Source organism: Dechloromonas sp. HYN0024, from assembly GCF_003441615.1.
GTDB lineage: Bacteria > Pseudomonadota > Gammaproteobacteria > Burkholderiales > Rhodocyclaceae > Azonexus.
Genome location: NZ_CP031842.1, coordinates 2,389,984 through 2,403,488, shown reverse-complemented (window position 1 = coordinate 2,403,488; position 13,505 = coordinate 2,389,984). Strand labels below are relative to the sequence as shown.

Here is a 13,505-nt window from a genome sequence, read left to right as displayed (position 1 = left end):
GGGCTGTGTGCATTTTGGGAGCCCGGTTTTGCATCCTTCTTGCGCATTGATCATCTGGCTGGCAGCGGTACTTGGTATCCAGTTCGTCGGCTATGCCGGCCTCGGCCTGTTGCTGGCTGCCGCGCTGGTGCTGACGCCGGGTCTGTCCGTCCGCTGGCGGGGATACATCTGGCGGGCCCGGTGGCTACTCCTCACCCTCTGGTTGATCCTCGCCTACAACACGCCGGGCGAGGCCCTGCATGATCTGGTCTGGGCGCCGACCTACGAAGGCATGGCTGAGGGCAACCTGCAGGCGGTCCGGCTGGTGACGATGCTGGCCTGTCTCTCATGGCTGTTCCTGCACCTGGGTCACGCGGGCATGATCTGTGGGCTGTGGGGGCTGCTCCGGCCGCTGCGCCGGCTTGGTCTCGATATTGAGCGGGTCGTCGTCCGCCTGTCGCTGGTTCTCGACAATCTTCAGACGCCGCCCGCCAAAGGGGCCTGGCGGCAGATGCTGGCAGCCCAGCCGATGGACTTGGGCGGCCAGACCGTTCTGCCCATCACCCTGGCCCCATGGAGGCTTCGCGATAGCCTGCTGGTGGCGGCATCAGCGCTGAGTTTGATGGGAGTGGCATGGTGGTGAGAATTGCTTTGGGCGTCGAATACTGCGGAAGTGCCTTCCACGGCTGGCAGAGTCAGGCCGGTGGCGGCACCGTGCAGGATGCACTGGAGGCTGCGCTGCGCGAGATCGCCGGCCAGCCGGTTGGCGTCATGTGTGCCGGGCGGACTGATGCCGGCGTGCATGCCAGCCATCAGGTCGTGCATTTCGAGACTGCGCTTGATCGACCGCTTAGCGCCTGGGTGCGTGGTGTCAATTCCAACCTGCCGGCGGGGATTGCAGTGCGCTGGGCGCAGCCGGTCGATGATGAATTTCATGCCCGCTTCAGTGCCCGTGGCCGGCGTTACCGCTATCTTCTGCTTAATCGGCCCCAACGTCCGGGCCTGTGGGCGGGAAGGGTCGGTTGGTGCCATGTGCCGCTGGCACTGGGTGTGATGCAGGACGCCTGCACCCGCCTGGTCGGCGAGCACGACTTTTCGGCCTTTCGCGCCGCCGGTTGCCAGGCCAAGTCGCCGGTCAAGACCATGACACGGGCCGAAGTGCGGCAATCCGGCAGTATGTTCGTCTTCGATTTCGAGGCCAGTGCCTTCCTGCATCATATGGTGCGCAATCTGGTTGGTAGCCTGGTTTATATCGGCAAGGGGGCGCAGTCGCCGGACTGGATCGGCGCCTTGCTCCAGATGCAGGACCGCAAACTGGCAGCTCCGACCTTCTCGCCGGATGGCCTCTATTTTCGCGGGCCGATTTACGAGGCACACTGGGGGCTGCCCGATCCCGATGATGACTTTCTTGATGGATTGCTGACATGAAAACCCGCATCAAGATTTGCGGCCTGACCCGCGAGGAGGATGTCGATGCTGCGGTAGCGGCGGGAGCCGATGCCATCGGTTTCGTCTTCTATCCACCCAGTCCGCGTTATGTCACGCCGCAGCGCGCCGCTGAACTGGCCCGGCGCATTCCACCTTTTGTCGATGTCGTCGGCCTTTTTGTGAACGAAGCCCCCGAGGTCGTCCAGGCTGCTTGTGATGCGCTGCCCATAAACGTCCTGCAGTTTCATGGCGATGAAGCGGCGAGCTATTGCCGGCAGTTCTCGCGACCCTATCTGCGGGCGGCACGGGTAAGGCCGGGGCTCGATCTGGTAGAATTCGCCGGCGCGTTTCCCGATGCCCGGGGTCTGTTGCTGGATGCCTTTGTCGAGGGCTACGGTGGCGGCGGCCATGTCTTTGACTGGACGCTGATTCCGCCTGATCTTCCCTTGTATCTGGTTCTTTCCGGCGGTTTGACCGCAGAAAACGTCGGCGATGCCGTGCGCCGTGTGCGCCCGGTGGCGGTCGATGTCTCGTCCGGGGTCGAAATGGGCAAGGGTTTCAAGGATCACTCGAAAATCGCTGCCTTCGTGGCGGCTGTACGGAAAGCCGATGAGTCAATATAACTTCCCCGACGCCAAGGGCCATTTCGGCCCCTACGGTGGCGTCTTCGTTGCCGAGACGCTGTTTGGTGCGCTTGATGAACTGAAGGCCGCTTACGCCGCAGCGCAGGTCGATCCTGCCTTTCGGGCCGAATACGAATACGAGCTGAAGCATTTTGTCGGTCGTCCGTCGCCGATCTACCACGCCAAACGCTGGTCGGATCTGCTTGGTGGTGCCCAGATTTATTTGAAGCGGGAAGACCTCAACCACACCGGCGCCCACAAGGTAAATAACTGCATCGGTCAGGCCATGCTGGCCAAGCGCATGGGCAAGCCGCGCGTCATCGCCGAAACCGGCGCCGGCCAGCACGGCGTCGCCACGGCCACGGTCGCCGCCCGCTACGGCATGGAATGCGTCGTCTACATGGGGAGCGAGGACGTCCGTCGGCAGGCCGCCAACGTTTATCGCATGAAGTTGCTCGGGGCCACCGTCGTGCCGGTCGAATCAGGCTCGAAGACGCTCAAGGATGCGCTCAACGAAGCCATGCGCGACTGGGTGACCAATATCCACAACACCTTCTACATCATCGGCACGGTTGCCGGCCCGCACCCTTACCCGATGCTGGTCCGCGATTTCCAGAAGATCATCGGCGAGGAATGCCTGACCCAAATGCCGGAAATGACCGGCCGCCAGCCGGATGCAGTGATCGCTTGTGTCGGCGGCGGTTCCAACGCGATGGGTATCTTTTACCCTTACATCAATGTTGAAGGCGTTCGCCTGATCGGCGTCGAGGCAGCCGGCGACGGCATGGAAACCGGTCGCCACTCCGCCTCGCTGACCGCCGGCGTTCCCGGCGTGCTGCACGGCAACCGGACCTACCTGCTGCAGGACGAAGACGGCCAGATCATCGAGACGCATTCGGTCTCGGCCGGACTCGATTACCCCGGTGTCGGGCCGGAACACGCCTGGCTCAAGGATCTCGGCCGGGCCGAATACCAGCCGGTGACGGATGCCGAGGCGCTGGCAGCTTTCCATACCCTGTGCCGCATCGAAGGCATCATCCCTGCCCTTGAGTCGAGCCACGCCCTGGCCTACGCCGCCAAGCTGGCACCGACGATGAGCAAGGACAAGATTCTGCTGGTCAACCTCTCGGGTCGTGGTGACAAGGACATGCACACTGTGGCCGAAAAATCGGGAATCGTCTTCTGATGTCGCGCATTAAACTCGCTTTTGACCGGCTCAACGCCGAAGGCCGCAAGGCGCTGATTCCCTTTATCACGGCCGGCGATCCCGATGCCGCTTTGACCCTGCCGCTCATGCATACGCTGGTCGAAGCCGGCGCCGATGTCATCGAGCTCGGGGTTCCTTTCTCCGACCCGATGGCCGATGGCCCGACCATTCAGCGCGCCTCGGAACGCGCCCTGGCCAAGGGCATGACGCTGCGCAAGGTGCTGCAACTGGTCGTCGACTTCCGCAAAACAGACGGCACGACCCCGGTTGTCCTGATGGGCTACGCCAACCCGATCGAGGCAATGGGCCTTGAGAAGTTCGCCGCTGCGGCCGCGCAGGCTGGTGTCGATGGCGTCCTGGTCGTCGATTACCCGCCCGAAGAAGCTGCCGCTTTCGGCTCGGCCATGAAGGCGCAGGGCATGGATCCGATTTTCCTGCTGGCGCCGACCTCGAATGCCGAGCGTATCGCCCAGGTCGCCGAAATCGCCAGTGGTTATGTTTACTATGTGTCGCTGGCCGGCGTCACCGGTTCCGGCGCCTTGAATGTCGACGCGGTGGCAGAACGCCTGCCGCTGATTCGTGAAAAAACCGGTCTGCCGGTCGGTGTCGGTTTTGGCATCCGTGACGCATCGACTGCTGCCCGTATCGCCGGCATTGCCGACGCCGTCGTGGTGGGTAGCCGGATTATTGAAGAAATTGAAAAATCGACGGCGGAAACTGCCTGTGCCAATGTGAAAGCGCTGGTTGCAGACATCCGTCGCGGTGTGGATGAGGTGAAAAAATGAGCTGGCTGACCAAACTGCTGCCCCCCAAGATCAAGCGCGAACAAGGCGCCCAGCGCCGCGGCAACCTGCCTGAAGGCCTGTGGAGCAAATGTCCGTCCTGCGAGGCGGTGCTCTACGCGACCGATCTCGAGAACAATCTGCAGGTCTGCCCGAAGTGTGGCCATCACAACCGCGTCAATGCCCGTCAGCGCCTTGATCTCCTGCTTGATCCGGAAGGCCGCTACGAGATCGGTGCCGAAGTGCTGCCGGTGGACAGCCTCAAATTCAAGGACTCCAAGCGTTACCCCGATCGCCTCATGGATGCCAACGAGTCGAGCGGCGAAAGCGATTCGCTGGTCGTCCTGCAGGGCGCCATCAAAACCATGCCGGTTGTTGCGGCGGCGTTCGAGTTCGATTTCATGGGCGGGTCGATGGGTTCGGTCCTCGGCGAGCGCTTTGTTCGCGGCGTGCAGGCTGCCGTTGAGCAGAAGATGCCTTTCATCTGCATTACCGCCTCCGGTGGTGCCCGCATGCAGGAAGGCCTGTTCTCGCTGATGCAGATGGCCAAGACGACGGCTGCCCTGACCAAACTCTCGGAAGCCGGCCTGCCCTTCATCTCGATCCTCACCGACCCAACCATGGGTGGCGTTTCCGCCTCCTTTGCCTTCGTCGGCGACGTGGTCATCGCCGAACCCAAGGCCCTGATCGGCTTTGCCGGTCCCCGCGTTATCGAGCAGACGGTGCGTGAAACCCTGCCGGAAGGCTTCCAGCGTTCCGAGTTCATCATGGAAAAGGGTGCCATCGACATGATTGTCGACCGTCGCGAACTGCGCGACCAGGTGGCCCGTGTCATGGCGCTGTTGCTCAAGCTGCCGGTTGCTGCTTGAGGGCGTTGTCAGTGTCTGGTCGCTCCTTGTTTGCCTTGAGCAAGCCACGAGCGACTGGCCACTGCTGACCGAAAACTGACATTTAATGACGCTACAAGACTGGCTGGCCCATCTCGAAGGCCTGCACCCGAAAGGTCAGGCCGGCATCGAGCTGGGGCTTGACCGTATCCGGTTGGTCAAGGCGGCGCTCGGGCAGGCCCAGCACTGCCCGGTCATCATCGTCGGCGGCACCAACGGCAAGGGTTCGACCTGCGCCTATCTTGAAACCATCATTGATCGTGCTGGCTACAAGGTTGGCTGCTACACCTCGCCGCACCTCATGGCCTACAACGAGCGGGTTCGCCTGAATGGCAAATCGGTCAGTGATACAGCGCTGTGCGCCGCCTTTGCCCGTGTCGAAGCGGCGCGAATCAAGGCGGGAAACGTCGCGCTGACCTATTTTGAATTTGGCACTCTGGCGGCCTGGGAGGTTTTTGCCGAGGCCGGCGTCGAGGCCGCCATTCTCGAGGTTGGCCTCGGTGGCCGACTTGATGCGGTCAATGCCTACGAGCCCGATGTTTCCGTCGTTACTACCGTGGCCCTGGATCACACCGACTGGCTCGGTCCGGATCGCGACAGTATCGGTTTTGAAAAGGCCGGTATTTTTCGGAGCGGCAAGCCCGCTCTGTGTGCCGATCCGCAACCGCCCAAAACCCTGCTCGATCACGCTGCCGCTATCGGTGCCGATTTGCGACTGATCGGCCGCGATTTTGGATTTGAGCGGCCGGCCGCCGAAACCAGTGAAAATCGCCTGCAATGGCGTTGGTGGTGCCGTTCCGGCGGACAGCTGATCAAGCGTACCCTGGCTTATCCGGGCCTGCGTGGGCCGACCCAGTTGCACAACGCCGCGGTTGCCCTGGCGGCGCTCGATGCGCTGGGTGACAAGTTGCCGGTGACCATGCAGGCGATTCGTCCGGGTCTGATCGAAACAGAACTGGCCGGACGCTTTCAGGTGGTTCCCGGCAAGCCCGCCATCGTCCTCGATGTCGGCCACAATCCACAGGCCATTCGGGTGCTGGCCGACAATCTCTCGGGGATGGGGTTTTTCAACCAGACCCTGGCTGTGCTCGGCATGCTGAGTGATAAGGATATCGTCGGCGCGCTGGCCCCCCTCAAGGACAAGATCGATGTCTGGCACCTGGCGACGCTGGCCGGGCCGCGCGGGACGAGCGCCGAGACGCTGGCTGGCATCATTGCCGAGCAGGCGCTCGGTGGTGAGGTGATTTGCCATGCTTCGCCGCAGCTTGCCATGCAAGCAGCCAAGGGGCAGGCCGCTGAAAGTGATAGAATCCTCGCCTTTGGATCCTTCTACACGGTAGCCGGGGCGCTCGAAACGCTTCGGAAAAAGCCCGTGTAGCCTGCACCACTGATAACGAATCATGAAAACTCGACTTTGCGCTTCTGGCGTTGTTGCTCATCCTCGCGATAGCTTCGGCTATCGCTGTGGTTCGCGCCTAGCCAGAAACGCAAATCTTTCTTTTTCATTTTGTTCCGCAATCTGCGGGGCAGGCTACTAGTCATGGAAGACAACGACGCCCAGTTGCAACTCAAGAAACGCGCCCGCCGCCGTCTGGTCGGGGCGGTTTTCTTCGTCTCCGTGGTGGCAGTAGTGCTGCCCATGGTGATGGATCACGAGCCACGCCAGACCGTGCAGGATGTCGAAATCCGTATTCCGGGCCAGGATGAAAAGCCATTTGCCCCGAAATTTGCCGTCGCGCCCGTTGAAAAAGCGGCCGCGAAGCCGGTTGAGGCACCAGTGGCTGCGGTTGCTGAACCCGTCGTGAAGCCGACGGCACGCGTGGTGGAGGTCTCCAAGGAGACTGTCGCCGCCGAGAAGCTGGTTGAGAAGGCGGTCGCCAAGCCGGAAAAAGCGCCGGAAAAGCCGGCCTCCAAGGCCCCGGAAAAGCCGGTGGAAAAGCCCAAGGCCGATGATGCCAAGCGGGCTGCCGCCATTCTCGCGGGGCAGGCGGCTGAAGCCAAGCCGGCGGCCAAAGGCGGCGAATACCTGGTGCTCATCGGTGCCTTCGCCAATGAGGCCAATGTCAGGCTGCTCAAGTCCAAGTTGACCGAGGAAGGGATCAAGACCTTCAGCGAGCCGCTCGAGACGCCGCAGGGCAAGAAGACGCGTTTGCGGGCCGGCCCCTTCGCCAGTCGTGAGGCGGCCGACAAGGCGTTGGACAAGATGAAGCGGATCGGTGTGAGCGGAGTCGTTGCGGCCAAGCCATGACCGGTTTTGATTATGTGGTGATCGCCATTGTCGGTTTGTCGCTGTTGTTTGGCGTGTGGCGTGGCGTGGTCGGCGAAGTGATCTCGCTGGTCGCCTGGGGACTGGGGATTTTTGCGGCCATTGAGTTTGGCGCGCCAGTCGGGCGGTCGTTGTTCGCCGGCCTGAGTGATCCGGCGCTGCGGACCCTGGCGGGTTGTGTGGTGATATTTGTCGGTGTGCTGGTGGCGATGTCGCTGTTGAATATGGTGGTGCGCAGCATGGTCAAAGCCTTGGGTCTGTCCGTGTCGGATCGACTGCTTGGCATGCTCTTCGGGCTGGTGCGCGGGGTGCTGGTATGCATGGTGCTGGTCGGACTGGGGGGAATGACCTCGGCGCCGACCCAGTCGTGGTGGCAGGATGCGACGCTGGCGGCGCCGCTGGAAACGGTCGTCATGGCAGCCAAACCCTGGTTGCCCGACGATTTGGCAAAACGAATTCGATTTAGCTAGGCAGGAAATACTATGTGCGGGATTCTGGGTGTAATGGCGACAACGCCGGTCAATCAGCTGCTTTACGATGGCTTGATGGTGCTTCAGCACCGCGGCCAGGATGCGGCGGGGATCGCCACGGCTGAGAACAACACGTTTCACCTGCACAAGGGGCCGGGACTCGTCCGCGACGTCTTCCGCACGCGCAACATGCGGGCGCTGCCTGGCAACTGCGGTATCGGCCACGTTCGCTACCCGACCGCCGGTTCGGCCTACAACTTTGCCGAGGCCCAGCCGTTCTACGTCAATTCGCCTTTCGGCCTGTGTCTGGGCCACAACGGCAACCTGACCAATGCCGAACAGCTCAAGGGCGAAATGTTCCGCCTTGACCGCCGGCACATCAACACCAATTCCGATTCGGAAGTCCTGTTAAACGTCCTCGCCCACGAACTGCAGTCGGCGGCGCATGGTTACGAGCTAGACGTCGACGCCATCTTTCAGGCCGTTGGCGGCGTCCATCGCCGTTGCCGTGGGGCCTACGCTGTTGTCGTCCTGATCGCCGGTTACGGCCTGCTTGCCTTCCGCGATCCGCACGGCATCCGGCCGCTCGTCTATGGCCAGAATGAAACGCCTGAAGGCATGGAGTATCTCGTGTCGTCCGAGTCGGTTGCCCTCGATACCCTGGGCTTCAAGATGGTGCGCGACATCGAGCCAGGTGAGGCGGTTTTCATCGACTTCAATTACCAGTTCCACAGCCGCCAGTGCGCGCAGCAGCCGATGTACGCGCCGTGCATTTTCGAATACGTCTATCTGGCCCGCCCGGATTCGGTCATTGACGGTGTGTCGGTTTACGAAGCACGTCTGGCCATGGGCGAAATGCTGGCCGAGAAGGTCAAGAAGCATATCCCCGTTGAAGAGATCGACGTGGTCATTCCGATTCCCGATTCAAGCCGCCCATCCGCCATGCAACTGGCCCAGGCGCTGGGCATTCCGTTCCGTGAAGGCTTCGTCAAGAACCGCTACGTCGGTCGTACCTTCATCATGCCCGGTCAGGCCATGCGCCGGAAGTCGGTGCGTCAGAAGCTCAATACCGTCGGCCAGGAATTCAAGGGCAAACGTGTCCTGTTGGTCGATGACTCCATCGTCCGTGGCACGACCAGTCGCGAAATTGTCGACATGGCGCGTGCCGCCGGTGCGGTCAAGGTCTACTTTGCTTCGGCCGCGCCGCCGGTGCGTTTCCCCAATGTGTATGGCATCGACATGCCGACCCGGGCCGAATTGATCGCCACCGGGCGCACCGGTGACGAAATCGCCACCGAGATCGGGGCCGATGCACTGGTGTACCAGGACATCGAGGCGCTCAAGGAGTCGGTTACCTCGTTGCGGGCCGACCTCACGCTGTTCGACGCATCCTGTTTTGATGGCTGCTACATCACCGGCGACATCGACGAACATTATCTCGATGCCGTCGAAGGCAAGCGCGGTGGCAAGGGGTCGAAGAACGATGAAGATGGCGACGGCAAGGCCTCGCAGCAACTCGTCCTGCAACTGGCGGCCGATGCCCAGGATTGACCATGAGTGATTTGCCTGATTACCGTCCGGAAACCCTGGCCGTTCGTGCCGGGCAGCAGCGCAGCCAGTTCGGCGAGCATTCCGAGGCGCTGTACCTGACCTCCAGTTTTGTTTTTCCAAGTGCCGCGCAGGCCGCCCGGCGTTTTTCCGGCGAGGAAGAGGGCAATGTCTACGCCCGCTTCACCAACCCGACCGTCACCATGTTCGAAGACCGTCTGGCGGCGCTCGAAGGGGCTGAAGACTGCGTTGCCACGGCAAGCGGCATGTCGGCCATCATGGCTGCCGTGCTGGCCCATCTCAAGCAGGGTGACCACATCGTTGCGTCGAACAGTCTGTTCGGCGCTACCGTGCAGTTGTTCAACAACATCCTGTCGCGCACCGGCATCACCACCACCTTCGTCTCGCATACCGATCCGGCAGCGTGGGAAGCGGCGATCCGTCCCGAAACCAAACTGTTCTTCCTCGAAACGCCGTCCAATCCGCTGACCGAGATTGCCGATATCAAGGCACTGGTTGCCATTGCCCACGCCAAGGGCATCCTGGTCGCGGTAGACAACTGCTTTTGCACACCCATCCTGCAGCGTCCGCTCGACATGGGGGCCGATCTGGTCATCCATTCGGCCACCAAGTTCCTCGATGGGCAGGGGCGGGTGCTCGGCGGTGCCATTTGCGGCCCGAAGAAACTGACCGAAGAAGTTTTCAAATACCTGCGCACGGCTGGCCCGACCTTGTCGGCCTTCAATGCCTGGGTCCTTCTCAAGGGTCTGGAAACCTTGAAGCTGCGCGTTGATGCGCAATCGGCCAATGCGGCGCAACTGGCCGCCTGGCTGGAAGCCCACCCGAAAGTGGCGCGCGTCTATTATCCCGGCCTGCCCTCGCATCCGCAGTACGCACTGGCGAAACAGCAGCAGAAGTCGGGCGGTGCCATCGTCGCTTTCGAAGTCAAGGGCGCTCGTGAACAAGCCTGGCAGGTTGTCGACAATTGTCGCCTGCTCTCGATTACCGCCAATCTCGGCGATACCAAGACCACCATCACCCATCCTGCCTCCACCACGCATGGCCGCATTACCCCGGAAGCCCGGGCTGCGGCTGGCATCAATGAAGGGCTGCTGCGCATCGCTGTCGGCCTCGAAGCGGTGGAGGATCTTCAGGCCGACCTCGAACGGGGTCTGGCCCTTATCTGATTGATCAGCGGGCGGCCGGCGATGCCGGGCTGCCTGCACGGAGTTCCCATGCAATTTACCGATCTCGGCCTCAAGGCCGAACTTCTGCGCGCCGTCAGCGAGCAGGGCTATGACACGCCGACGCCGATTCAGGCGCAGGCCATTCCCGCTGTGATGACCGGCCGCGACCTGATGGCCACGGCGCAGACCGGCACCGGCAAGACGGCCGGCTTCACGCTGCCCATCCTGCACCGTCTGTGCAGCGGCCCGAATGACCGCCTGACCCGCATTACCAAGGCCCCCCGCGTCCTCGTTCTGACGCCGACCCGCGAACTGGCCATTCAGGTTGAGGAAAGCGTCCGCACCTATGGCAAATATCTGCCGGTCAATTCGCTGGCCGTTTTCGGCGGTGTTGGCATCAATCCGCAAATCGCCAACCTGCGCCGGGGCGTCGATGTGCTGGTGGCAACGCCGGGGCGTTTGCTCGATCACGTTCAGCAACGCACGGTCGATCTGTCCAAGGTCGAAATTTTTGTCCTCGACGAAGCCGACCGCATGCTCGACATGGGCTTCATCCGCGATATCCGCAAGATCATCGCCCTGCTGCCCAAGCAGCGCCAGAACCTGATGTTCTCGGCGACCTTCTCGCCGGATATCCGCGAACTGGCCGCCGGCCTCCTCCACAATCCCGCCTCGGTCGATGTCGCAGCGCGCAATACGGCGGCTGAAACGGTCACCCAGCGCGTCATCGAAACCAACCGCGATCAGAAGAAGGAGCTGCTTTGCCACCTCTTCGAGACGCGCGGCTGGCATCAGGTGCTGGTCTTCGCCCGCACCAAGCACGGTGCCGATGCGCTGTCGCGGACGCTGGAAAAGGCCGGTATCAAGTCGGCCGCCATCCACGGTGACAAATCGCAGGGGGCCCGTACCCGCGCCCTGACCGACTTCAAGGAAGGCAAGCTGGTCGCCCTCGTCGCCACCGACATCGCCGCCCGTGGTATCGATATTGATGCGTTGCCCTACGTCATCAACTACGAACTGCCCAATGTCGCCGAAGACTATGTGCACCGTATTGGCCGCACCGGCCGGGCCGGCATGGAAGGCGAGGCAATCTCGCTGGTCAGCCACGACGAGCGGGGCAGCCTGCGCGACATTGAGCGCCTGATCAAGCGCGATCTCGAGCGTGAAGTCATCCCGGGCTTCGAGCCTTCGGCGATTGCCCCGCCCAAGCCGGTGCAGCCGCCGCGCGGTGCGCGCAAGCCGCAGCCGGGTCGGCCGCAGGCACAAAAATCCGGGCAAAAACCGGGTGGTCCGCAGCAACATCGGAGCGGCAGCCGGCATCGCTGACTTGTCGGGGGGCGAAAAAACGTCTACTGTGGAAACTTAAGTCGTAAACTCATATCGTTAACGCAGTTTCTTAAGGTGTTTTGGAGGTCGGGATGCCCCCCCGGAAAAAGTCCGACTAGGCGACTTGCTGATTCAGCAAGGTTTGCTGACAGACGAACAACTGAAGATTGCCCTCGGTGAGCAGAAACGCACCGGGCGCAAGCTTGGGCGCGTTTTTGTCGAGAGCGGCTACGTCACCGAGGAAGGAATCTCGCAGGCGCTGGCCCGGCAATTGCGCATTCCCTTCATCAACCTCAATAATTTCACCCCCAAGCCGGAGCTGATCAAGCTCCTGCCCGAAGCGCCGGCCCGTCGTTTCCGGGCACTCGTGCTCGACCAGTTGCCGGATGGCCGTTTGCAGATCGGCCTGGCTGACCCGACCGACCTCCAGGCCTATGACGAGATCACCCGCCTGGTCAAACGCGAGATTGACCTCGCCGTCGTCACCGAAACCCAGTTGTTGTCGATGGTCGACCGCGTCTATCACCGTGGCGAGCAGATCACCGGCCTGGCCAAGGAACTGACCGCCGAACTGGGCGACATTCCCATCGAATTCGGCGAACTGCTCGGCCTCAATCCGGGCGCCGAGGATGCGCCGGTCGTCAAGCTGCTGCAAACGGTGTTCGAAGAAGCCATGCGCCTGCGTGCTTCCGACATCCATTTCGAGCCGCAGGAAAAATCCCTGCGCATCCGTTTCCGTATCGACGGCGTGTTGCACATCCAGACCGAGGCTGATGGCAAGGTGTCGTCCGCTGTCGCCCTGCGCCTCAAGCTGATGTCCGGTCTCGATATTTCGGAAAAACGCCTGCCCCAGGATGGTCGATTCAATATCAAGGTGCGCGGCAATTCGGTTGATGTGCGTATTTCCACGCTGCCCACCCAGTATGGCGAATCGGTGGTCATGCGTCTTCTTGCTCAGAATACGGGGCTGCTCGAACTGGAGCGGATCGGTATGCCCGAGCGCGTCCTCGATCGTTTGCGCCATTCCCTCAAGCGACCAAGCGGCATGGTGCTGGTTACCGGCCCGACCGGCTCGGGCAAGACGACAACCCTCTACGCGGCGCTGAACGAACTGAACAGCCCGGAGAAAAAGGTCATTACTGTCGAAGATCCGGTTGAATACCGGCTCTCCGGATTGAATCAGGTGCAGGTGCACGAAAAGATCGATCTGTCTTTCTCGCGTGTGCTGCGGACGGTGCTGCGTCAGGACCCGGATATCCTGCTGATCGGTGAAATGCGCGACCAGGAGACCGCCGAAATCGGTATGCGGGCCGCCATGACTGGCCACCTCGTGTTGTCCACGCTGCATACCAACGATGCCGTATCGACCCCGATCCGCCTGCTCGACATGGGGGTGCCGCGCTATATGGTGGCGCTCTCGGTGCATATGGTCATCGCCCAGCGTCTGGTCCGCCTGATCTGCACCAATTGCCGCGTCCCCTACACGTTGACCCCGAATGAGCACGAATGGCTGCGCTATGAACTGGCCAACGAGGTCGATCAGCACACCTATCATCACGGCGCTGGCTGCTCACATTGCGCCGGCACGGGTTTCCAGGGACGGAGCGGCGTCTACGAATTTCTTGAAATGAGCGATACCGTGGTTGAGGCTATCAATCACGAGGATCCGGGCGAGTTCATGCGGGTGGCCCGCCTCCAGATGGCCGGTGAAACCCTGCGCCGCGACGCAGTGCGCATGGCGCTGAGCGGCCGGACGACGGTTTCCGAAGCGATGCGCATCAGCAATCAGTTCGAGGAATAAG

13 protein-coding genes are annotated in these 13,505 nt (G+C 61.9%); all 13 read left to right on the top strand.

The annotated features are described in order from the left end of the window. Positions 1 to 28 precede the first annotated feature (28 nt). Positions 29 to 622, top strand: a complete 594-nt coding sequence (locus HYN24_RS11495) for a CbiQ family ECF transporter T component (RefSeq protein ID WP_162888712.1) — start codon at positions 29 to 31, stop codon at positions 620 to 622. Continuing rightward, positions 613 to 1,407: a tRNA pseudouridine(38-40) synthase TruA gene (gene truA / locus HYN24_RS11490; protein WP_205421383.1), complete on the top strand. Its 795-nt coding sequence runs from the start codon at positions 613 to 615 to the stop codon at positions 1,405 to 1,407. Before HYN24_RS11495 ends, truA begins: the two co-directional genes overlap by 10 nt. Further along, entirely contained in the window at positions 1,404 to 2,030 is a 627-nt protein-coding gene (locus tag HYN24_RS11485) for a phosphoribosylanthranilate isomerase (protein WP_117609377.1), read from the top strand. The genes truA and HYN24_RS11485 overlap by 4 nt, the downstream gene beginning before the upstream one ends. Continuing rightward, positions 2,017 to 3,216 (top strand): tryptophan synthase subunit beta, encoded by a 1,200-nt coding sequence (gene trpB, locus HYN24_RS11480; RefSeq protein WP_117609376.1) that lies wholly within the window; start codon positions 2,017 to 2,019, stop codon positions 3,214 to 3,216. The genes HYN24_RS11485 and trpB overlap by 14 nt, the downstream gene beginning before the upstream one ends. Then, on the top strand, positions 3,216 to 4,022 hold the full coding sequence (trpA, locus tag HYN24_RS11475) for a tryptophan synthase subunit alpha (protein WP_117609375.1): 807 nt from the start codon (positions 3,216 to 3,218) through the stop codon (positions 4,020 to 4,022). Before trpB ends, trpA begins: the two co-directional genes overlap by 1 nt. After that, the gene (accD, locus tag HYN24_RS11470; protein ID WP_117609374.1) at positions 4,019 to 4,888 is read left to right on the top strand and encodes an acetyl-CoA carboxylase, carboxyltransferase subunit beta; all 870 of its coding nucleotides are present in this window, start codon (positions 4,019 to 4,021) and stop codon (positions 4,886 to 4,888) included. Before trpA ends, accD begins: the two co-directional genes overlap by 4 nt. An 85-nt stretch (positions 4,889 to 4,973) precedes the next feature. Next, positions 4,974 to 6,284, top strand: a complete 1,311-nt coding sequence (gene folC, locus HYN24_RS11465) for a bifunctional tetrahydrofolate synthase/dihydrofolate synthase (protein WP_117609373.1) — start codon at positions 4,974 to 4,976, stop codon at positions 6,282 to 6,284. Positions 6,285 to 6,446: 162 nt separating this feature from the next. Further along, the gene (locus HYN24_RS11460; protein ID WP_117609372.1) at positions 6,447 to 7,154 is read left to right on the top strand and encodes an SPOR domain-containing protein; all 708 of its coding nucleotides are present in this window, start codon (positions 6,447 to 6,449) and stop codon (positions 7,152 to 7,154) included. Beyond that, on the top strand, positions 7,151 to 7,642 hold the full coding sequence (locus tag HYN24_RS11455; RefSeq protein WP_117609371.1) for a CvpA family protein: 492 nt from the start codon (positions 7,151 to 7,153) through the stop codon (positions 7,640 to 7,642). Before HYN24_RS11460 ends, HYN24_RS11455 begins: the two co-directional genes overlap by 4 nt. A 12-nt stretch (positions 7,643 to 7,654) precedes the next feature. Continuing rightward, positions 7,655 to 9,193, top strand: coding sequence for an amidophosphoribosyltransferase (purF, locus tag HYN24_RS11450; RefSeq protein WP_117609370.1), 1,539 nt, complete (start codon positions 7,655 to 7,657; stop codon positions 9,191 to 9,193). Positions 9,194 to 9,195: 2 nt separating this feature from the next. Beyond that, positions 9,196 to 10,377, top strand: coding sequence for an O-succinylhomoserine sulfhydrylase (locus HYN24_RS11445; protein WP_117609369.1), 1,182 nt, complete (start codon positions 9,196 to 9,198; stop codon positions 10,375 to 10,377). A gap of 48 nt (positions 10,378 to 10,425) precedes the next feature. Continuing rightward, positions 10,426 to 11,703 carry a DEAD/DEAH box helicase gene (locus HYN24_RS11440; protein ID WP_117610344.1) on the top strand — a complete coding sequence of 426 codons (1,278 nt, stop codon included), beginning with the start codon at positions 10,426 to 10,428 and terminating at the stop codon, positions 11,701 to 11,703. A 124-nt stretch (positions 11,704 to 11,827) separates the two neighbouring features. After that, the gene (locus HYN24_RS11435) at positions 11,828 to 13,504 is read left to right on the top strand and encodes a GspE/PulE family protein (protein ID WP_205421382.1); all 1,677 of its coding nucleotides are present in this window, start codon (positions 11,828 to 11,830) and stop codon (positions 13,502 to 13,504) included. Position 13,505 lies beyond the last annotated feature (1 nt).

What these genes read in the sequence shown, in the direction of transcription:
- HYN24_RS11455 (WP_117609371.1), top strand. Translation starts at nt 7,151, where the DNA reads ATGACCGGTTTTGATTATGTGGTGATCGCCATTGTCGGTTTGTCGCTG.
- accD (WP_117609374.1), top strand. Translation starts at nt 4,019, where the DNA reads ATGAGCTGGCTGACCAAACTGCTGCCCCCCAAGATCAAGCGCGAACAA.
- HYN24_RS11445 (WP_117609369.1), top strand. Translation starts at nt 9,196, where the DNA reads ATGAGTGATTTGCCTGATTACCGTCCGGAAACCCTGGCCGTTCGTGCC.
- folC (WP_117609373.1), top strand. Translation starts at nt 4,974, where the DNA reads ATGACGCTACAAGACTGGCTGGCCCATCTCGAAGGCCTGCACCCGAAA.
- HYN24_RS11460 (WP_117609372.1), top strand. Translation starts at nt 6,447, where the DNA reads ATGGAAGACAACGACGCCCAGTTGCAACTCAAGAAACGCGCCCGCCGC.
- purF (WP_117609370.1), top strand. Translation starts at nt 7,655, where the DNA reads ATGTGCGGGATTCTGGGTGTAATGGCGACAACGCCGGTCAATCAGCTG.
- trpA (WP_117609375.1), top strand. Translation starts at nt 3,216, where the DNA reads ATGTCGCGCATTAAACTCGCTTTTGACCGGCTCAACGCCGAAGGCCGC.
- HYN24_RS11440 (WP_117610344.1), top strand. Translation starts at nt 10,426, where the DNA reads ATGCAATTTACCGATCTCGGCCTCAAGGCCGAACTTCTGCGCGCCGTC.
- trpB (WP_117609376.1), top strand. Translation starts at nt 2,017, where the DNA reads ATGAGTCAATATAACTTCCCCGACGCCAAGGGCCATTTCGGCCCCTAC.
- HYN24_RS11485 (WP_117609377.1), top strand. Translation starts at nt 1,404, where the DNA reads ATGAAAACCCGCATCAAGATTTGCGGCCTGACCCGCGAGGAGGATGTC.
- truA (WP_205421383.1), top strand. Translation starts at nt 613, where the DNA reads ATGGTGGTGAGAATTGCTTTGGGCGTCGAATACTGCGGAAGTGCCTTC.